At 58.4% G+C, this 21,139-nt stretch carries 15 protein-coding genes; 5 read left to right on the forward strand and 10 right to left on the reverse strand.

The window, feature by feature from the left end; genetic code table 11:
* Positions 1-77 precede the first annotated feature (77 nt).
* Both NBG89_RS32545 and NBG89_RS32550 read right to left on the reverse strand, forming a co-directional pair.
* The gene (locus NBG89_RS32545) at positions 78-1,010 is read right to left on the reverse strand and encodes an electron transfer flavoprotein subunit alpha/FixB family protein (RefSeq protein WP_431324725.1); all 933 of its coding nucleotides are present in this window, start codon (positions 1,008-1,010) and stop codon (positions 78-80) included.
* Positions 1,011-1,032: 22 nt separating this feature from the next.
* Positions 1,033-1,794 (reverse strand): electron transfer flavoprotein subunit beta/FixA family protein, encoded by a 762-nt coding sequence (locus NBG89_RS32550; protein WP_431324726.1) that lies wholly within the window; start codon positions 1,792-1,794, stop codon positions 1,033-1,035.
* A gap of 1,016 nt (positions 1,795-2,810) precedes the next feature.
* Here NBG89_RS32550 and NBG89_RS32555 point away from each other — a divergent pair.
* The 3 genes from NBG89_RS32555 to NBG89_RS32565 all read left to right on the forward strand — a co-directional run bounded on the left by NBG89_RS32555 (position 2,811) and on the right by NBG89_RS32565 (position 6,410).
* Entirely contained in the window at positions 2,811-3,743 is a 933-nt protein-coding gene (locus tag NBG89_RS32555; RefSeq protein WP_431324727.1) for a MurR/RpiR family transcriptional regulator, read from the forward strand.
* A gap of 514 nt (positions 3,744-4,257) precedes the next feature.
* Positions 4,258-4,644 (forward strand): hypothetical protein, encoded by a 387-nt coding sequence (locus NBG89_RS32560; RefSeq protein WP_431324728.1) that lies wholly within the window; start codon positions 4,258-4,260, stop codon positions 4,642-4,644.
* 11 nt (positions 4,645-4,655) lie between these two features.
* Entirely contained in the window at positions 4,656-6,410 is a 1,755-nt protein-coding gene (locus NBG89_RS32565; protein ID WP_431324729.1) for a GH116 family glycosyl hydrolase, read from the forward strand.
* A gap of 164 nt (positions 6,411-6,574) precedes the next feature.
* On the opposite strand, the gene NBG89_RS32570 is transcribed toward NBG89_RS32565, so the two are convergent.
* The 8 genes from NBG89_RS32570 to NBG89_RS32605 form a co-directional block, all read right to left on the reverse strand.
* Positions 6,575-8,239 (reverse strand): electron transfer flavoprotein-ubiquinone oxidoreductase, encoded by a 1,665-nt coding sequence (locus tag NBG89_RS32570; RefSeq protein WP_431324730.1) that lies wholly within the window; start codon positions 8,237-8,239, stop codon positions 6,575-6,577.
* Positions 8,240-8,484: 245 nt separating this feature from the next.
* On the reverse strand, positions 8,485-9,414 hold the full coding sequence (locus NBG89_RS32575) for a MurR/RpiR family transcriptional regulator (RefSeq protein ID WP_431324731.1): 930 nt from the start codon (positions 9,412-9,414) through the stop codon (positions 8,485-8,487).
* Positions 9,415-9,603: 189 nt separating this feature from the next.
* On the reverse strand, positions 9,604-10,491 hold the full coding sequence (locus NBG89_RS32580) for a fumarylacetoacetate hydrolase family protein (protein ID WP_431324732.1): 888 nt from the start codon (positions 10,489-10,491) through the stop codon (positions 9,604-9,606).
* 106 nt (positions 10,492-10,597) lie between these two features.
* Positions 10,598-12,184, reverse strand: a complete 1,587-nt coding sequence (locus NBG89_RS32585) for a GMC family oxidoreductase (protein ID WP_431324733.1) — start codon at positions 12,182-12,184, stop codon at positions 10,598-10,600.
* A gap of 81 nt (positions 12,185-12,265) precedes the next feature.
* Positions 12,266-12,685: a nuclear transport factor 2 family protein gene (locus NBG89_RS32590; protein ID WP_431324734.1), complete on the reverse strand. Its 420-nt coding sequence runs from the start codon at positions 12,683-12,685 to the stop codon at positions 12,266-12,268.
* Between the two features lie 58 nt (positions 12,686-12,743).
* Positions 12,744-14,483: a hydantoinase B/oxoprolinase family protein gene (locus NBG89_RS32595; RefSeq protein ID WP_431324735.1), complete on the reverse strand. Its 1,740-nt coding sequence runs from the start codon at positions 14,481-14,483 to the stop codon at positions 12,744-12,746.
* Between the two features lie 112 nt (positions 14,484-14,595).
* Entirely contained in the window at positions 14,596-16,671 is a 2,076-nt protein-coding gene (locus tag NBG89_RS32600; protein WP_431324736.1) for a hydantoinase/oxoprolinase family protein, read from the reverse strand.
* 72 nt (positions 16,672-16,743) lie between these two features.
* A complete protein-coding gene (locus NBG89_RS32605) occupies positions 16,744-18,114 on the reverse strand; it encodes an aspartate aminotransferase family protein (RefSeq protein WP_431324737.1) in 1,371 nt (456 codons plus the stop codon).
* An 810-nt stretch (positions 18,115-18,924) separates the two neighbouring features.
* Between NBG89_RS32605 and NBG89_RS32610 the strand changes: the two genes are divergently transcribed.
* Positions 18,925-20,583 carry a GMC family oxidoreductase gene (locus NBG89_RS32610; protein ID WP_431324738.1) on the forward strand — a complete coding sequence of 553 codons (1,659 nt, stop codon included), beginning with the start codon at positions 18,925-18,927 and terminating at the stop codon, positions 20,581-20,583.
* Between the two features lie 3 nt (positions 20,584-20,586).
* Entirely contained in the window at positions 20,587-21,021 is a 435-nt protein-coding gene (locus NBG89_RS32615; RefSeq protein ID WP_431324739.1) for a hypothetical protein, read from the forward strand.
* Positions 21,022-21,139: the final 118 nt, after the last annotated feature.

Here is a 21,139-nt window from a genome sequence, read left to right on the forward strand (position 1 = left end):
GTTCATTAGGTGGCGCAGACATGCCCGCGGCCATCCTGCGCAATTGGAGTACGCAACGACACAAGATCTCTTGGCTGCTAGAGCACCTTCTGCAATTCCGGCAGGACGTCGAAGAGATCGGCGACGAGACCGTAGTCGGCGACCTGGAAGATCGGCGCCTCCTCGTCCTTGTTGATGGCGACGATGACCTTCGAGTCCTTCATGCCGGCGAGATGCTGGATCGCACCGGAGATGCCGCAGGCGATGTAGAGCTCAGGCGCGACGACCTTGCCGGTCTGGCCGACCTGCCAGTCGTTCGGGGCGTAACCGGCATCGACGGCGGCGCGGCTTGCGCCGACGGCGGCCCCGAGCTTGTCGGCCACCGGCAGGATGACTTGCCTGAACTTCTCCGCCGAACCAAGCGCGCGGCCGCCGGAGATGATGATCTTCGCCGAGGTCAGTTCCGGACGGTCCGAAGTGGAAAGGGCGTCGGATACGTAGCGCGACAGCCCGGAAGAAAGAGCTGCCGTTGAGATCTCCTCAACGGCAGCAGACGGGCCTTGGGAGGCCGGGGGAAAGGAAGCGGTGCGCACGGTGATGACGCGTCTGGCGTCGGTCGTCTGCACCGTCTGGATGGCGTTGCCGGCATAGATCGGCCGCTTGAAAGTGTCGGCCGAGACCACCTCTGTTATTTCCGAGACCTGGGCAACGTCGAGGAGGGCAGCGACGCGCGGCATGACGTTCTTGCCGGTCGAGGTGGCGGCGGCGATGATCGTGTCGTAGCTGCCTGCCAGCGAAACGATCAGCGCGGCCAGCGGCTCGGCGAGATTGTGGGCGAGGCTTGCATCCTCGGCAAGGAGCACCCTGGACACGCCCGACAGCCTGGCGGCCTGATCGGCCGCAGCCCTGGCACCGGCGCCGGTGACGAGGATGGTGACGTCGCCGCCGATCTTGGCGGCCGCCGTCAGCGTCTTGGCGGTCTGGTCGGAAAGGTGGCTGCCGTCGTGGTCAGCCAGAAGAAGAATGGCCATGGATATATCTCCCTGTCTCGCCTTAGAGGACGCCGGCTTCGACTTTAAGCTTCTCAACCAGCTCGGCGACCGACTTGACCTTGACGCCGGCCTTGCGGCCCGATGGTTCCTCGGTCTTCAAGACCTTCAGGCGCGGCGCGGTGGAGACGGAAAAATCGGCAGGAGCTTGTCTGTCGAGCGGCTTCTTCTTCGCCTTCATGATGTTCGGCAGCGAGGCATAGCGCGGCTCGTTCAGGCGCAGGTCCGAGGTGACGACGGCGGGCAGCTTGATCTCGATCGTCTGCAGGCCGCCATCGACTTCGCGCGTCACCTGCGCCTTGCCCCCAGGACCAGGGACTTCGATCTCGATCTTCGAGGCGAAGGTCGCCTGGGCGTAACCCAAGAGGGCGGCCAGCATCTGGCCGGTCTGGTTCGAGTCGTCGTCGATCGCCTGCTTGCCGACGATGATCAAGCCCGGCTGTTCGGCGTCGACGACGCCCTTCAGGATCTTGGCCACAGTGAGCGGCTCGACTTGATCGTCGGTCTCCACCAGGATCGCCCGGTCGGCGCCCATGGCGAGCGCGGTGCGCAGCGTCTCCTCGGCCTTGGCCGGACCGATCGACACGACGATCACCTCCTCGGCCTTGCCGGCTTCCTTCAGCCTGAGCGCCTCCTCGACGGAAATCTCGTCGAACGGGTTCATCGACATCTTCACATTCGCAAGCTCGACGCCCGTGCCATCCGGCTTCACCCGGATCTTCACGTTGTAGTCAACCACCCGCTTCACGGGGACGAGAATTTTCATGGGTGCTTTCCTGCTTATCGTGTCGGAATTGGCGTCCCGCATCGACAGTCATTCGGGTTTTCGTTTAGCGGGTGAGCCCGCTGATCGATCATTGGGATCAGAACGCGGTTCACGTTTAGGGCCGGAACTCTCCAGCCATTGTTCCCATATTCAAAAGCGGCGTCCATTTTGTTGGCGGGCTCGACGCTGGAGCACTTCTGATCGCACTGGCGAAGGCCGGCGGCCCAGCCCAGCGCAAACACGTAACGGTGCCGATTCCGCTCTTGCGCATCCCGAAGATGCATGTGGCCATCGACAGCGCGTGAACTACGCCGGGTTTCATTGTGCTCTCCATCCGCTCCCAAGTGACTTCATTCAACACATGATCCAATATAATGTCAATTGGATCATGTGATCCAAGTTATGGTTTTGTTTGTTTCGCCTGCCCCAGGCGCACTGCCTGATATCGCAATGTCCGAGCTCTATTCCACCTCGTTGAGAGTGACAGCGCGCGCGTCTCGGGGGTGACACTGACCCAGCCAACTATCGCGTCCTATTGAGAGTTTTGCTGGAAATCCTGACCTGATGCTGGCTGCCATTGTGGCAGGTCGCGACGGTCCAGGCGTAGTTGGCAGCTTTACATCTCACCCGACAACTAACCTTTCGGGGCGAGGCTGGTTCGAACGACGTGCAAAGCAATATCTTGCAATGCGTCGAGTTAGGCTGCGGATGTTCGCAATGATGATACAGGCTTCTGGGGAGGCGATCGCTTCTCGCACTCCCTGGCTAATCTTCGACACCTGCCAAGCCAATGTGAAGGCACATTCACTACCTGGCGAATCAGTACCGTGTGGCCTGCCCAACGTCTTGGCCCACGCAAGCAAGGCGAGATCAAAGCCCCACGCGGTCGCGCAGTCATCCCTTAGGTTGCAAACAATCCCCGAAATATGGCAATCAATCATTGCTTCGCCCGGACATTTGCCGGAAAGTGATCCGCCTTGAAAACGCGACCGCCGGTCGATGTTCCAGAGAGACCCATGACCGAACCAGATGTGATCGAGCGAGTTAAAAAGATCTGCGTTGAGCTTTCCGGACAGACGGTGGATGCGGCTCATTACCTCATCAACAATCCGGACGAAATTCCGTTCTATACGATGCGCGAAGTTGCGAGACGCGCCAACATCCAGCCCGTCAGTCTTGTCAGGCTGGCACAAAAGTTGGGACATGCCGGTTATGGTGAGCTGCGTCAGCAGTTCATCGATATGGCTCAGGAGCGCCAGCAAAGAGATCGACAATCCCTAAATCGCAATGAGCTGAGCGCTGGAAGACTGATCGCCGAACTGAGCAAAAATTCCGGGCTACAGCCTTTCATCGATTCGTTCTTCTCGACAGAGCTAGCCGTCGTTGAGCAGGCAAAGGCGCATCTGTCGGAAGACAAACTCGATAGGGCTGTGCAACTGCTGGTCCAGGCGCCAAAAATCTACGTCATAGGTCGGCGAACGGCATTCACGCCTGCTTTCACCCTCGCCTATACACTGCGGAAAGCTCGGCCAAACATAATTCTGCTGGATAATCCCGGAGGCGCACCGGAAGGAGCGCTGGACGATATCCAGCCGGGTGACGTTTTCGTTGCGGTGACCTTTGCGCCGTTCAACCGACTGGTTCAGACGTTGACCGAGAAGGCATCGCTTTCGGGGGCGCACGTCATCGCGATTACTGACAGCTTTGCCGCGCCCATCAGCAAGTTTGCGGGACCATTGCATTTCGTGGCGCAGTCGTCTGGCCGGGCATTCCCCGAATCCGCGCTGGGAGCAATAACGATTGCGAACCTGCTTGCGGCCTTGACTATCAGCAGGCTCGGCGAGGTGGCACAGCGTCGAATTCGCGAGAATGAGCGCTTTCTCGTGAACTCTGGCGAGTATCTCCTGTCCGGCGCTCCCAAGAAACGTCGACGCCCCTCAAAAAAATAGTTGAACACTGTCGCGAGAAGCAAAAGCAAGGCAAAGTTCGCTCGCCACTACCGACGGCCGAAGTCGCGCACACGCTAGTCCATGATCGAGATGGCAACGCGCTATCACGTGCTCACACTGATCCCAGCCTCATGGATCAATAAGAGTCGAATGCTGACTTGCCGAATTTACCCGCAAGCAACTACGGCCTGGCGTGCATAGTTCGACCCGACACCAGAAGCGAAGCGAGTTCGTCTTTAGTCAAACCCCCGCCAGCCTTCCGCAGCCAGCGCGCGAGGTGCCGATGCTGACCAGGCAATGTTTCCAACCTCATAATGTCGGCTTTCCGCGCATCGCTGCGTTGGGAGGCGTCCATCGACTCGCATCCATTCCCTATTCTGTTCTGTAGTTGACAGTCAGTTCCCTCGATTCTAATAATTCGTCAACCTACCGAACAATTGGTGCCGCGGGCGACGAATTGTCAACTTCCCAACCCTTTCTGCATGGAGCGCCTTACCGCGCGACGAGCCAGCCCGTGATTAGCGTTGACCCGGGCAGAACAAAGATTCTTGCCGATACCGCAAACGTCGAAGGCCGGGCGGCACCGCCAGTCGACATTCTCGCACAGCGGATTCCCTGCCCTGTTGCGGTGAAAACTGACGGCATCGCGCTGCTGAACAACGTCGAAATTCCAAACCGGCGCCACACCGTGTTCGGAGCCAGCTTAAGCCAGGGCCATGTTTTCACCAGCAGCGTGTTTACCGGCCAATCAGTCACTCCCGGTATTGCGGTCGGCGAGCTACCTTTCGCTGCTTGGGACCGAAGAAGACGCATCAGGCCGCAGGCACTTGTCCTCTGTGCCGTCGCGCTCGCGTTTACGACCTTGCCTCTCGAAAAATCGAATCATGAGACAGTCCAATGAAAGAACGATCCATGGCATCCCCCATCCTTGTACCTCTGGCAGACGGTCAGGTATCCTCGCAAACGCCAGTTTATTTGCCGTTCATGGCGCCACGGCTCCAGGGTGATCTTTTTCCCGATGGAAAGCTGGAGCTCTCACTCTGGGGCGCCGGAAAGCTGGCGAACTTGTTCTTCACCGGCTGGTCTGGGCCATTCACCTACGCGCCAAATCGTCTGTTGGTGCCCGGCGGTGGGCTCTTTGTTGCGCAATCTGCTCCTGTGCTTTTCCTCCAGGGAGCCAAGCTTCGGTCGCTTGTAGCGTCCAGGCGTTGTGCATGGTGGGGGGCGCTCAGCGAACGAACTCCGATCGAAAGGCAGAAGGACCGCCGGATCGCTCGCACTGGCTGGGGTGTTGCCATCGCGGAAGCAAGGCCAGATGGGATTCTCGTCTCCGTCGGCGCTACGCTAGATGAGGCAAATGAAGGGCTTAAGCTCGGCAAAGAGATGATTATCTCAGAGGCCAATGCCTACGTCCGGAAGTGTGATGCAATGCAAGATGCACCACCGCTTCTACGCACCATGGTCTCACAGGGGCTGCATGCGGCGCTTTCGAGCATTCGCAAGGATCAGCATGGCGCTTTTGCGGGTTTGGCTGCCGGACAGGGCTACAGTGCTCCAGCGCGCACCTACTACCGTGACGGCTACTGGACACAGCAGGCACTGCTTCATCGAGAACCCGGCGCAGTGCGAGCGCAAATCGAGCTTCTTGCGCGAGGCGTGCAGCCGAATGGGGAAGCACCAAGCGGGGTCATCCTGACAGGCCCGGGCCAGGCTGAAGAGTGGGAGCGGGCGCGTCAGTCCCATCCTCGTATCAAGATAGAACATCTGCGGCCCGGCGATTGGTGGAGCGACCACTTTGATAGTCCACTGTTCTTTGTTCTGACGATTGGCGATTATATCCGGGTCACTGGCGACACGTCGCCCCTTGTTGATCACTGGGGCAAGATCGTCGCGATTTTCAATCGCTATCGCCAATTCGACAAATATGGAAATGGCCTGCCCGTCAAACCCAGGCATGACCGTGATTGGGCCGACAACGTCTACCGTTACGGCTATGTGGCCTACGATCTCGGACTGTGGATTGGAGCACTTGACGTCCTCGCCCAATATGGCGGCATTGCCAACAGGGAAATCGCCACTGAGGCAACGGCGCTTGCTGCCAAGGCACGCGCATCGCTCGATGGGGTCCTGCTGCAATCGAGCGGGGCCTACGCTGACTACGGGATCAAGGGAGAATTCGTCGAGGATCACCTCACCCTCGACAGTTTGACCCTGCTCAGGTTCAAAGCGGTAAGCCCCGAAAGGGCACGGCACGTGCTTGAGCAGGTTCAAAAGTCGCTGGAGAGCCGAAACAATAGGGAACAGCCCTATGGTGATTGGGGCGTCATGTGTGCGTTTCCGCGATTCAAGCGGCCAAAAGATACGCGCGAAAAGTCCGCCTTTGCCTATCGCTATCATAACGGATCCGACTGGCCCTATCTCACTGGACTCTATGCTGAACAGCGTCTGGCCTACGGGCTCGATGATGCCGAATACCCCTTGCTGCGTTGGTGGCAAACGTGCCTGGAAAATGGGTGGATGGGACCCGTCGAGTATTTTTCGCCACCGTGGGGGCGTGGATCGCCGCTTCAGGGCTGGAGCAGTATGCCGGCCGCGGCAGCGCTTGCCCATCGCGAAAAGCTCCAAGGGAGCCCTGCTAACGATAGCAGTACGTGCTGGCGTAAGTAAGCTCCCGCCAGCACGGTCCCGCCTCGTCAGATCAACCTTCGCCAGCTAATCGTCCAAGGCCCGTCTATTCATCCGCGCCAAAACTCGGTGAAGAAACGAACTCTTGTCGCGGACGTCCGAAGACACTTTAACGCAGATCCAGTGATGCAGATCGTGGTTTTTTGTTACATGTTCGGATAGACCGGCCCCTCGCCGCCCTGCGGGGGGACCCAGTTGATGTTCTGGTTCGGGTCCTTGATATCGCAGGTCTTGCAGTGGACGCAGTTCTGGGCGTTGATGACGAAGGTCTCCTGACCGTCCTTCTCTACCCATTCATAGACGCCTGCCGGACAGTAGCGCGTCGACGGACCGGCATAGATATCGTGCTCCGACCGCTTCTGCAGGCCCATGTCCTTGACCTTGAGATGTACCGGCTGGTCTTCCTCATGGTTGGTGTTCGACAGGAACACCGAGGACAGCCGGTCGAAGGTCAAGACGCCGTCCGGTTTCGGATAGGCAATCGGCTTGTGCTTGGCGGCCGGTTCCAGCGAGGCGGCATCGGTCTTGCCGTGCTTCAGCGTGCCGAAGATCGACAGACCGAACAGCTGGTTCGTCCACATGTCGAGACCGCCGAGTGCAACGCCAACAGCCGTGCCGAACTTCGACCACAACGGCTTGACGTTGCGCACCCTCTTCAGGTCCTTGCCGATGTCGCTTGAACGCCAGTCGGTCTCGATCTCAACCACCTCGTCATTGGCGCGACCGGCGGCAATCGCAGCGGCGATGCGGTTCGCCGCCATCATCCCCGACAGCACAGCATTGTGGCTGCCCTTGATGCGCGGCACATTGACGAAGCCGGCCGAACAGCCGATCAGCGCGCCGCCCGGGAAGGAGAGCTTCGGCACCGACTGCCAGCCGCCCTCGGTGATCGCGCGTGCGCCATAGGAAAGCCGCTTAGCCCCCTCGAAGGTTCCGCGGATCGAAGGATGCGTCTTGAAGCGCTGGAATTCCTCGAAGGGATGGAGGTAGGGATTCTTGTAGTTCAGGTGGACGACGAAGCCGACGGCAACGAGATTGTCTTCGAGGTGGTAAAGGAAGGAACCGCCACCGGTCTTCATGCCGAGTGGCCAGCCGAAGGAATGCTGCACCAGACCTTGGCGGTGATGCTCGGGCTTGACCTGCCAGAGTTCCTTGATGCCGATGCCGAATTTCTGCGGCTCGCGATCCCTGGACAGATCGAACTTGGCGATCAGCTGCTTGGCGAGCGAGCCGCGCACACCTTCGCCGATCAGCACATATTTGCCTGTTAGCGCCATGCCGCGCGTGTAGTTCGGGCCGGGCTCGCCGTTCTTCTCGATGCCCATGTCGCCGGTGGCGACACCAATGACCGCCCCTTCGTCGTTGTAGAGCACTTCGGTCGCGGCAAAGCCCGGATAGATCTCGACGCCGAGTTCCTCCGCCTTGGTGGCGAGCCAGCGACAGACGTTACCAAGCGAGACGATATAGTTGCCGTGGTTGCTCATCAGCGGCGGCATCAGCATGTTCGGCAGACGCACCGAGCCGGCCGGGCCGAGCACCAGGAAATGGTCGTCGGTCACCTCGGTCTTGAACGGATGATCGGCCTCTTCGCGCCAGCCGGGCAGTAGGCGATCGATACCGATCGGATCGACAACGGCTCCCGACAGGATATGCGCGCCGACTTCGGCACCCTTCTCCAGCACGACGACCGACAGCTCCGGATTGACCTGCTTCAGACGGATCGCAGCCGACAGCCCCGCAGGCCCGCCGCCGACGATTACAACGTCGAATTCCATGCTTTCGCGTTCGGGCAGTTCAGTCGTATCGGTCATGCATCCATCTCCGCTCGGCCGACATTGCGGCCATATTCCCCGTGATCGGGTTATCTCTTGTCAAAACAGAGGGCTATTGGATCATATGCTCCAACAGCAAGTTTGCGATTTTTATCAAGCCTCTTTCGAAGGTGGTGGCCTTAGCAGTTGTCATGCGCGCGAACGTGCATCCCATAAATCCAGGTCCGACCGGCGCCTCATTGCCTGGTCCACGCGTGAGCCGCGATCCACTGCCAGAAGCTCAGCTACCCTTTACGCGGCGGAGATTTCTTCGTGCTACCCGAGAGGAGATATTCGCCGGAATTCACCAGGAAGTGCTCATTGTCACGAATTCTGCGTTGTGCTGCCTCGCCAAGCCTGCTGATGGTCAAGGCCGCGAGTATGTTGGCGATCGCTATTGCCCCGAGAGTGGATTCGGGGAATGCCCTTCCTGACGATTGCGCCACGAAATGCAGCGGTCCCGCAAACTTGCTGATCGGCGCGGCGAAGCTGTCTGTAATCGCGATGATGTTCGCCCCCGACTGGGACGCTTTTTCGGTCAATCGATGCACCAGGCGGTTGAACGGCGCGAAGGTGACCGCGACGAAGGCATCGCCTGGCCGGATATCATCCAGAGCGCCTTCAGGGGCTCCGCCAGGCGTATCCAGCAGGACTATGTTCGGACGCGCCTTCTGCAGGGTATAGCCGAGGGTATAGGCCGGTGTGAACGCCGTTCGCCGACCGATGACATAGACTTTCGCGGCGCGGGTCAGCAGTTCCACAGCGCTTTCAAGTCTTTCCTCCGACAAATGCGCTCTTGCCTGCGCGACGACTGCCTGCTCTGTCGCAAAGAAGGAATCGACGAAAGCCTTTAATCCCGAGCTTTTGCCCATTTCGGCAATGAGCGTGCGCGCGCTCGACTCATTGCGGTGTAGGGACTGGCGATCCCGTTGATGACGTTCCGGAGTTGTATCGATGAAATGCTGCCGCAGATCGCCATACCCGGTCAGCCCCAACTTTTGAGCCAGCCTGACAAGGCTTACGGGCTGAACGTTCGCGCGCCGCGCGATCTCCCGCATCGAGTAAAATGGAACCTCGTCCGCATTGTTGATGATATAGTGCGCCGCATCCACCGTCTGTCCCGACAGCTCGACGCATATCACCTTAATTTGCTCGATCAGATCTAGCTTGTTCATTGCTGTCTTTGGAACGTCGACGTCTGGTTGCGGACTTGAGTGCTGTCAAGCCGCCGGGAATAGCCCGGCGACCTGGCGAACGATTGCCGTATTTCGCGCGAAATCGCGAGAAAGGCCTGACCAGGCTGTATCCTATGACCGCGACGGTTTGAGATGGTTTGGCGCCATGGAGCCACAGGCAAATGTTCGTCATCGAACGACGTTGCGCAGGATGCCCACATTCTCCAGCTCCACCTCTACGATATCACCCGGCTTCAACCATATCGGCGGCTGCCGCTTGGCACCAATGCCCTGGGGAGTTCCTGTTGTAATGATGTCGCCCGGTGAAAGAGCCAGGAAAGAGGAAATATAGCTTACCAAATGGCGAACCGGGAAAATCATGAGATGCGTATTGGATGATTGGACCTGGGTGCCGTTGATACGCGTCTGGATATCGAGGTCCTGAATGTCCCCGACTTCGTCCAGCGTAACAAGGGTCGGACCAACTGGCGTCGAACCATCGACAGCCTTGCCTGCCAGCCACTGCGTTCCGCGATACTGAAGATCACGCGCCGTGATGTCGTTCAAAACGGTGACGCCAGCCACGAAATTAAGCGCGTCGTCAGCAGAGACGGAGCGGCATTCCTTGCCGATGACGATTGCGAGTTCGCCTTCGAAATCCAGGTTTGGCGTAATGTTGGAGCAGCATATCTCATCGAAAGGACCGATGAGCGTGCTTGCGAATTTCGCGAAAATGTCGGGATGTGTCGGGAGCGCGCGCCCGGTCTCGGCAACATGGTCGTTGTAGTTGAGACCGATGCAGAGGATTTTCGAAGGATCAGTAACCGGCGGACCAAGGCGAACCTTGCCAAACGGCCCTACCTCGGCTTTCGGGTTCTTCCGGGCTGCAGCAGTGAGCCGCCCTGAGAGCTCTGACAGTGCTCCTCCGTGCTCCCGTAGCAATTCACGTACCGACGAGACAGATTTCGCGTTCTCGCCGCCTTCGCTTTTGAGCAGCGTATCCACGTCGAAAATCGAGGAATCCACCACCACACCTGCTCGCCAAGAGCCAGCCGAGTCATACGTCACCAGTTTCATAGGTCCTCCCGCACCATCCAGGTGCTTTCGCAAGAGTGAGAAAAAAACAGTCAACCATCGGACCGCAGACAGGAGCCTCTCCGTTCGCGCCTGAAAACCGTCGTCGTTAGAATCGATTGCCTTTCATAAAGTCGGCAGCGCGTTCACCGATCATGATCGCCGGAGCATTCAGGTTGCTCGACGACACGAACGGCATGACGGAGGTATCGGCCACCCGAAGCCCGTCGATGCCATGCACTCGCAACTGCGGATCGACCACGGCCATCTCGTCCGTTCCGATTTTGCAGGCACCGCTCAGATGATATGCTCCTTGCGTATATTTCCTGACGAAGGCCTCGAACTCTGCGCGGGTTTTCAACGGCTTGGCGGGCAAATGCGATTCGCTGACGAACTTCTTCATCGATGGCTGTTCCATGATCTCCTGTCCAAGCCGGATTCCATCGACAAGCCGATCAACGTCATACTGATGACTGAGATAGTTAGGGTCCACTATTGGCGGAACACGCGGGTCCGCTGAGCGAAGAGCAATTCGGCCGCGCGATTTTGGCCGGCAGGCATACACGTTCAAAGTGCATCCATTGCCACTCGCCGTCGTTTCCACACCCTCCTCGATACCGGCGCCGGCCAGGAAGTGATATTGGAGATCCGGGGTAGGATCCGATTTATCGCCCCACCAGAAAGCTCCACCCTCGCAGATATTCGATGTAATCGGCCCTGAACCGAAAAGCGCGTATTGAGCCGCCGCGGCTAGCTGCCACCGCAGCTTCTTGTATTTGTCGTAGCTCGTGTTCGACTTCAGGTTATAGATCAGGAAGCAATCGGTATGGTCCTGCAGGTTTTGCCCGACGCCTGGCAGGTCATGAACCACCTGAACGCCTGAGCGCTGAAGCTCGGCGGCGGGCCCGATGCCTGAAAGCAAGAGAAGACGAGGAGACCCAACCGCTCCCGAGGATATGACAACTTCGCGTTCCGCCCGCATCGTTTCAACGCGGCCATTCTCGACGTACTGGACGCCAACGGCCCGGCCACCTTCAACCAGGATCTTCGTGACCTGCTTGTCGGTGACTATGCTGAGATTCCGGCGCTTTCGGGCCGGACGAAGATAAGCGTCGGCCGAACTGCAACGACGGCCATTCTTCGTAGTCAGCTGGTAGAGCCCTGCTCCCTGCAACTCGCCGGAATTGAAGTCCGGATTATAAGGTATTCCGGCCTCCTGGCAGGCCTTTACCCAGGCTTTGGTCAGCGGCAAGGTATACTGCTGGTTCGAAACGCTCAATGGTCCGTCCTGACCATGGACGTCGTTCGAATAGACCTCGTTGTTTTCTGCCTTGCGGAAGTACGGGAGCACATCCTTGTAGCCCCACCCTTCTGCTCCATGCTCGACCCAACGCTCGTAATCCGATGGCGCACCCCGCATATAAACCATGGCGTTCAGCGAACTGCCACCGCCCAAAACGCGCGCTTGTCCGACTTGTGGCTCGGTATCATTTTGATGCTTGAGCTTCTCGACCTTATACCAGTGAAGCAAAGAGCTTTTGAACGATTTGTAAAAAGTTACTGGAAAGCGGATCCAGAGATTGCTGTCCCTAGGGCCGGCCTCGAACAGCGTCACCGATACATCCGGATCCTCGCTCAGCCGACCCGCAATAGCGCATCCTGCAGATCCTCCACCTACCACGATAAAATCGGGCATCACACAATCCTAATCTAAGTAAAGTATCGCAAACGGCCCGCGCACGAATGCGCGCAGGCGCTGTTTCAGCGTTTTCGGCGGCTATCGGATATCCGAGAAGAAGGCATCAACTTCCGCCTGGCGCATGTCGCAGAACCAGCATTCCACGATCTCCTCGTTTTCGAAACGATATGCTGCGAGGCGATCGGTCCGGACCTGCTTGTCGCCACGAGTCCAGATCTCATGAACCATGATCAGAATCGCGTCATCCGATTCAGCGATAAGCTCATCATGCCCGGCCTCGCCGCCGACGATCCACTTGTCGGTATAGGCAGCGACCTTGTTCACCCAGCCCTCGAGGAAGCCTTTGGACCCGTGGAAATCGCCAGAAAGAACGGGATGCGAGCCCCCCATATGCACGACAAGATTGTCTGCATAGTAGCTGCACCCCTTTTCAACGTCGCCGCTCGACCATGCTTCGTGGTATTCACGAAGAATATCCTTCGCGCGTTTCTTACTCATGTTGACTCCCCTTGATCGTTATGTGGGCGTTTCATCGTATTGAACCGATAGAGAGAAACTACGCGGTCTTTCGCCTTGCCTCGGTCGACAGAATGGACTTTCCATCGGCTGAGATCGCGACACCATAGGTATCGAGTGCTGCCTGTCGGGACACGACGCCGTCGCGGACATCGCGCAGGACGGAGGCGGGGTCGCGCTGATGTGGATGTCCCCAGCCGCCGCCAGCCGTAGCCTCGATCACCAGATGGAACGGCTTGACCTCTTCAACGCCATAGGGCGGGCAGTATAGTTCTTCACCTGTCGCCAGATCGAAAGCCCTGATCGATCCCTTCTCGCCCCAGTGCCCGCCGTTGACGCCGGCGGCTGTCTTCTTGCGCGCGCCTTCGCCTCGGAGCAGATGTTCCCCACCCGCCAGGACATCAACCACGTAGTCGACGCCGGTTCCACCGCGATATTGGCCTGCGCCGCCCGTGTCGCAACGCATCTCGTAGCGATGCACGCGGATCGGATAAGACTGCTCATAGGTTTCGACATTTGGGATGAACATCCCGCCGAGCGTCATCTGATGGCTGGAGGTTGGAAAACCGTCCCGCCCCTTGACCGCACCGCCACCGGAACTGCCGTGCCAGTGGTAGAGAACAAAGACGTTTCCGTCAGGCTTGGTGCCCGACGAGATGCCGAACACCGATTTACCCCATCCCGCGCAGGCGCGCTCGGGATCGGCCTGTGCCAATGCTCCCCAGCACGCGTTCATGATGTCGATCGCCGGGAATACCGTGTTCATGGTCATTGGCGCCGGCGGCAGGGCGTTCACCACGCTTCCTTCGGGCGCGATGATCTTGACGCATCGGTAGGTACCCTCGTTGTGTGGAATTGCGGGGTCCAGAAAGGCGGAAAGTGCGCAATAGACGGCCGAATGCGTGTTGGCGATCCCGCTATTCTTGAAACCCTTGATTTGCGGCGACGTGCCCGTGAAATCAAAGGTGATCGTGTCCTCTTCGATGGTCATCTTGATACGCGTTTCGATATCGACAAGCTCGAAGCAGTCGGTATCGCTGAAGTCCGATGCATGCCATACGCCATTCGGAAGCTCGGAGATGGCCTGGCGCATCCGTCGTTCGCCATAGTCAAGAAGAGCATCGAGATAGGCGCGGCCCTTTTTGACACCAAGTTGGGAGATGACGTCAGCCAGCCGCTGTCCGCCAATCCGTGTCGAGCCAATCATCGCGCCAAGATCGCCTTCCAGCAGGTCCGGGCAGCGCGAGTTCAGAAGCAGCATGCGCCACAGGTCGTCGCGCAACTGGCCCTTTTCGATCAACTTGAGGACGGGCAGGCGAATTCCTTCGTGGAAAATCTCTGTCGCCTTGGCATTGTAGGTACCGGCCGCGCCGCCGCCAATATCGGACTGGTGGGCACGATTGCTGCAGAAGCCGACCAGTTCGCCTTCCACGAAAACAGGGCGAATAAGGGTCCAGTCTGGCAGGTGATTGCCGCCAGCCGCATAGGGATCGCTGAGAATAAAGACGTCTTCCGGCTCGATACGCCCGGAAAAATCCCGCAGAACCGCGCGCACGGCAAATCCACCACTGCCGGAATGGATCGGCAAACCATCGGCTTGCGCGATCGTCTCGCCATCCGCATTGCTCAGGAAGCACGAAAAGTCATGGCTTTGGCTGAAGATCGGACTGCGCGCGGTCCGAGTCATGATGGTGCCCATTTGCAGGCTGATATGGTCCAGCTGTCGCTGCAGAATTGCAATGAGAACCGGATCGTATTCTGGAGACAAAACAGTACTCATAATTTGACCTCATCAATTCTTGCAATAAGCCATCCGCGTTGCTGGGCATTTGACTGCAGTCGCACCAGAGAGGCGGCAGTTTTCAAAAAACGCCCGAGAATGCTTCGCTTGTTCATGCTGCCTCGCTCTGCAGAATGTCGACGTGATAGTTGCCTGCCTCGGTCATCGTCAGCTTGTCGCCGGCCCCGAGAATGAGCGTGGTCGTTGCTTCTTCGATAATGGCAGGTCCAGTCAGTTGCTGGCGCGGGGTCAGAGCAGTACCATCGTAAACAGGTGTTTCAACGAAGCCCAACTCCTTGTTGACCCATACCGGGCGGCGCGAAATGGCCACCGGATCGGATACCGCGGCGGGAGCAGAAGCAACTTCCAACGCATCAAGCCTGCCGATCGCTGCCAATCGCAGATTGACGATCTCAATTGCGCCTGCAGGCTGCACATAACCGAAAAGTCGCTGATAAACCTGCTCAAACGCTGCCCGTATAGTCCCCGCATCCGTCGAGGCGCATTCGACGGGTATAGTCCACTGCTGGCCAAAATAACGAAGGTCGTAGGCACGCTTCAGAAGCGCCTTGTCTCCTGTGAAGCCTTCGCGCGCAAGAACATCACTCGCTTCCGCTTGCATGTCGACAAAAGCAGCTTCCAGCAGATCCGAGCCTGAACTTTCCCGATTGTCCAGCTCCTTGAGCCAGCTTCGCACGTAGTCATGGCGAAGGTCGGAATTACACATCCCAAATGCGCAAAACACACCAGCAAGGCGCGGGATATAAAGACTTGAGCATCCGAGCAGCCTTGCAGTCGATGGACCGTGAAGGGGACCTGCTCCACCGCAGGCCACGAGCGTAAATGCCCGTGGATTGTAACCCTTTTCGAGCGAGGCCTGCTCCACCGCGTGGAGGATATTTTGCTCGACGAGCTGTATGATACCGGCCGCCGCGTCGTTGACGCTGAGGCCAAGAGGCTTTGCGACATGCGTCTCGATCGCCTCGATCGCCTTTTCGAGGTTCAAGGTGATCACTCCGCCAGCATATGGACCCGGCTTCAGTCGGCCGAGCACCAACTGCGCATCGGTCACGGTCGGCCGTGTGCCGCCGCGACCATAGCATGCCGGTCCGGGGGTGGAGCCCGCGCCTTCCGGTCCGGCCTTCAGGAGGCCGGCGCCATCCACGGACGCAATCGTACCCCCGCCTGCGCCCACCGTGTGGATATCGACGGACGGAATGTTCAAATGGTAACCGTCGACCACGATCTGGTCGGTCATTGAGACCATACCGTGTTCCATCAGCGTAACGTCGCAACTCGTTCCACCGATCTCGATCGACATCAAGTGCTCGGACCCGGTGTCCTGACCGAAAAACTTCAACGACCCGACACCGGCGGCGGGGCCCGACAGAACCAGACTGGCAGGCGCCTGACCGATCTCATCGATGGAAATCGCTCCGCCGTTCGACTGGATCATCAACAGCTTGCGCTTCAGCCCAAGCGATGAGAGCCGCTGCGAAAGGCTTTCAAGATAAGGAACAACACGGCGCGCAACATAAGCGTTGACGACGGTCGTCGACGTGCGTTCATACTCGCCGATCGTCGGAGCGATTTCGGACGAAGCGGTGACCCAGACGTTAGGAAGAAGCTTCTTCAGCTCTGCCTTGGCGGCTCTTTCGTGGACCGGATTTGCGTAGGAATGCAGGAAGCAGATGGCAACAGTTTCGACACCCTCCTCCTCGAAGACGCGCGCAGCGGCCGCAACGGAATCCGGATCGAACGGTATCCTGACCGTACCATCCTGCTCTAGTCGTTCGACGACCGGGAGGCGCAGATAGCGGGGAACCAGTACTTCCGGGAACGGCTTCCGATGGTCCCAAACATACTCACGCATGGATCTTCGGATCTCCAGTGAGTCGCGGAAGCCGTCCGTGACCAGAAGCCCGACCTTCGCGCCCTTCTTTTCAAGCAGCGTGTTCGTCGCAATGGTCGAGCCATGAACAAACAATTCAGTGTTGGAAAGGAAGGTTTCGACGTCGATTGCCAAGGCGCTGGCCGCCAGTCGAATCGCCGACAGTACGCCTTCCGTCGGGTCGGATGGAACCGATGGAGCCTTGAATGCACGCACGGCTCCTCTGGAGTCGACCATGACAAGGTCGGTAAAGGTGCCGCCGATATCTACTCCGACGCGGTAGGGTGCAATTAACATCGGCTGTCCACTCATCGTTGCTTCACCATATCTTTCCATGTTGTGTCAGAGACTCGACTGAACGCTCTGGCCTCAAACTGCCGAGCCCTGATGGGCGCCAAGCTCCCTTTCGACCACGCGCACCAGTTTGTCGGCCATCGAAAAAACCTCGACCTCCGTCATTGGGCTGGAAAGCGAGCCGGAGCAGTTGGGCGTGAGTAGGACGTTTTCGTCCACCATGGCCAATTGAATCCGACGGATGAGTTTCGCGGCCTCGGCGTTCGGAAATGCACTCCGATAGCCGGTGACCCTGCCAGATCCAATGTGGAGCCGAAACAGCGATCCCATCCCGGTGACCGTTGCGGCCACACCAGCCTCGGCAAGCCCCTTGCTGATTTTCTCGCGCAGGACGTCGCCCAGTTTGTTCAGTCGCTCCACCACCGGCCGCGAATAGTGCTCCAGAGAAGCCAGGCCCGCGGCCATGCTGAGGGGGTTGGCACTGAATGTGCCCCCCATCGACACTTTCGGCTTGCCGGCAGAATGATCGAAGACCGACATGCAATCAGCCCTTCCCGATACGGCACCGATCGGCAAACCCCCGCCAATGATCTTGGCCGTCGTGATCAGATCCGGCTCGAGACCGAAAAGAGGGGAAGCCCCTTCATAGGACAGACGGAAGCTGATCACTTCGTCGGCAATCAGAATGATACCATCGCGACGGCAAGCCTCTTGTATGACAGCAGCCGTTTCCTTGGACATCGGCACGGTGCCAGCCCGCGAGGCATGCGGATCAACGATGACTGCCGCAAGTGTAGCCCCTTCACGGCGAAGGATGTCGGCGCACCGCTGGGGATCGTCGTAAGGGAGCACCACCACCTCTTGCAAAACCGAGTCCGGCGTGCCCGCATTGCAACGGACAGATGCGGGGTTGCCGTTCTCGTCGTCCCAATTGGAAGGCGAGGGATCAAGGCTCACCTCCACCCAATCGTACGCTCCGTGATAGCAGCCTTCGAACTTGGCAATCCTGTGCCGGCCGGTCAGGCCCCGCGCGCCCTTGATTGCCGCGAGCACCGCCTCGGTTCCCGAGTTGCAAAAACGGGTCTGCTCCATCCGCGGGTTTCTGGCAGCCAGCGCCTCAGCCAGAAGGATTTCGCTCTCGGTCGGCATTCCGAACGCTGTCCCCCTGGTCATCGCGTCGCGCACGGCGTCCAGAACCGGGCCAAATGCATGGCCATGAATAAGAGAGAAGAAATTGTTCGCGCAATCAAGAAGCCGCCGCTCATCGATGTCGATCACCCAGCAACCTTCGCCACGTGCTGCATAGGGCGGATGCGGCTGGAACCACGATGCAGCGCGCATCGAGCCTCCCGGAACCACTTTCCGCTCTCGCAGGAATGCGGCTTCGGAGCGCTTACCGATGGCGGAGGCTGCTTCTCCGCTGTTATGTCCTAAGCTGAGTTTCATTTTGTGCTCCATCCACTCTTGAGTGAGCGCAATAAACACCATGATCCAACAACGTGTCAACAGGATCATGTGATCCAAACCTATTGCCATGCTTAGCGCGAGAGCTATTCATCCCAGTTGCTGGAATGACCGAAGCGGTGCAGGCCTCCCGCGCATCCGGTTGCGCATATCCGAGGCGAATTATGCAAGAGGACGCAAAGCCACCCTCGATCGACTAGACTTGGCGCGATTGACGCTTGGCGCGTTGCTCTTACGCCCCCTGCCCGATCTGACGTTAGGCTGCTTATCCGCCGCTGCCTGCGGCGGCTCCCCGTGAACCAATCACGCTCTAAGGTCTGTCGCGGAAAGATGGGAAATTTCAAATTGGATCACTTGATCCGCTTGACATCAATCTGGATCATGATGTTGACTGCGACTGACCAAGTTCGAACAGTGGATATGATGCGGGCAACTTACAGTCCACCGCAAAACAATTGCCCATTGAGTGCGCAAGAGGAGGACCGACTATGAGACTGCGATACAAGGAGGCTTCTTCGCTGCCGACGGGCAATACCGCTCCGAGGTACGAGGAGGCGGAAAAGTTGCCGTGATCGTGGGTTTCAGTTCTCCGCTAAACAACAGGATTTGCAGCGCATCTGCTGCCAGGGCGTAAAAAGGTCGCGAAAGGCAATTCCGTCGACTTGTTGACGCCGCCGCGCTGCGACCTGCCGATTTGCATCACGTTCAAATCGGCGTCTCGACGGCAAGTGCGAAGAGATGACACGCGGCGCCGCCCCAGAGACATTGCGTGAAATTTGAGGAGCGAGTTAGATGACCAATGAAAGCCGAACAACTGTTTATGACGTTGTGATTGTCGGCGCGGGACCGTCCGGGGCGGTGGCCGCAAAACGCCTGGCAGAGGAAGGAATGTCCGTCATCTGTCTTGAGCAAGGCGGGTACCCTGACTACACGAAGCTTCGACACTCCGGCCTCGAGTTCGAACTGACGAAGCAACAGCATTTTGCTACGAACCCAAACCGTCGCAAGGCGCCAGCAGACTATCCGATTGATGTCAGTGATACGGATATCGAGCCATTGATGTGGAACGGCGTCGGTGGGAGTTCGGTGCTGTATGCGGCTGCCTGGCATCGGCTCAAGCCAAGCGATTTCCGCGTGCGGACGGTTGACGGGATCGCCGACGACTGGCCTCTTAGCTACGCGGAACTCGAACCCTTCTATGCCCGGGTCGAGAATGATTTCGCGGTTTCCGGTGTCGGCGGAGATCCAGCCTATCCGCCAGGCTTCGACATCCCGCTGCCACCGTTTCCCATGGGCGCGATGGAACGGAAATTCTCCGCGGCACATGATCGTCTCGGTTGGCACTGGTGGCCAGGCAGTAATTCGATTGCGACCGTAAAGCACAACGGGTTGCTGCCTTGCGTGCGGCGTGGTGCATGTACGTGGGGTTGCTTCGATGGCGCCAAGGCCTCCGTCGACCGCACCCATTGGCCAACCTGCATCAAGCTTGGTGTAAAACTTGTCCAGAACGCCCGCGTATTGCGCGTGGAAACCGGGTCCGACGGTCTCGCCACCGGCGTTACCTATGTGAATCGGGAAACCGGGACCACGCATTTTCAGCCGGGTCGCACGGTCATCGTTTCGGCCAACGGCATAGGCACGCCCAGGCTACTCCTGAATTCCGCTTCAAACGACCATCCGAACGGATTGGCAAATTCCTCTGGCCTTGTGGGCAAGCGCTTGATGATGCACCCCTATGGGACCGTAAGCGGCCTGTTCGACGATTTCTTCGAAAATTGGCAAGGACCCTATGGCCAGCGCGCCTATTCTCTGGAATTCGCGGAGACTCGCAAGGATACGAATTTCTATCGAGGAGCAAAATGGCAACTCATGGGAATGGGTGGCCCGCTTGCATCGGTGGGCACCTGGCCGTGGGGCAGCAACGGTGACGTCTGGGGCGAAAACTTCCACGCAACAGTGCAAAAGCGATTTGGCCGTTCAGCCTATTGGGGGATAATGGCCGAGGATCTGCCGAGTGAGGAGAACATGGTTGCCCTCGACCCTGATGCGACCGATGCCCAGGGTATGCCCGCTGTGAAGGTGACATACAAGGCATCACAAAACACCATGGATCTCTTGGAATTCAATCTGTCGCGCGCTGCAGAGTCCATGAAGGAAGCAGGCGCATATGAAATCTCGGGTACGCCGCTGATGCGTGAAACCGGTTGGCACATACTTGGAACAGTCCGTATGGGCAATGACCCCCGCACTTCGGTTGTCGACTCTTATGGCAGATCGCACGACGTGCCCAACCTCTTCGTCATGGACGGAAGCGTCATGCCGACTTCGGGTGCGGTCAATCCTACTGGCACCGTCACCGCGCTGGCGCTGCGAAATTCCGAATCCATCATTGAAAACAGGCGCTCTCAGCCAGTCAGCCGATCTGCTGAAGCGCGAAAGGCTGGACTCTAAGTCATGACCCACACCATCGATGACTTTCAAACCAGGATCGCATGGGTCGCCGATGCCCTGATCCCGTCAGACGCAAGATTTGAGATGCCCTCTGCCATGGACGCCGGCATGCTGGAACGTCTGTTGCCCCGTGCATTGAAGGAACGCGACGATATGGCGCCGTCGTTCTTCAAGGCGTTGTCCCGGCTCCCTGAGGCCCGTCCAGATGATCCTTTGGACGCAATCCGTGCTCTTGGTGCCGACGACTTCTATGTAATTTCCTTCCTGATAGCCGGCGCCTATTTTCTGGACGAGGCGGTCACCAAAAGATTGCGCTATCCGGGGCAGGAAGCTCTCTACGAGACACCGGATTATGATGAGATCATGGAGGCAATCGAGCGGGTGCAGTCGAGAGGACAGGTCTACCTGGACGTTCCAGATGGGTTGGAGTCGCTCTAGGTTTAGGCGACAGAAAACGTGAGCCCCCGCTAGCCACGGCGGGGCAAACCTTCTGAAATACGTCTGCGCGCTTTCAGTGTTTGTCATTTCAGGGAGCTTCGCGTTTACGAGGAAGCGA

The sequence above is a fragment of the Rhizobium sp. YTU87027 genome (assembly GCF_050644135.1).
Taxonomy (GTDB): Bacteria; Pseudomonadota; Alphaproteobacteria; order Rhizobiales; family Rhizobiaceae; genus Rhizobium.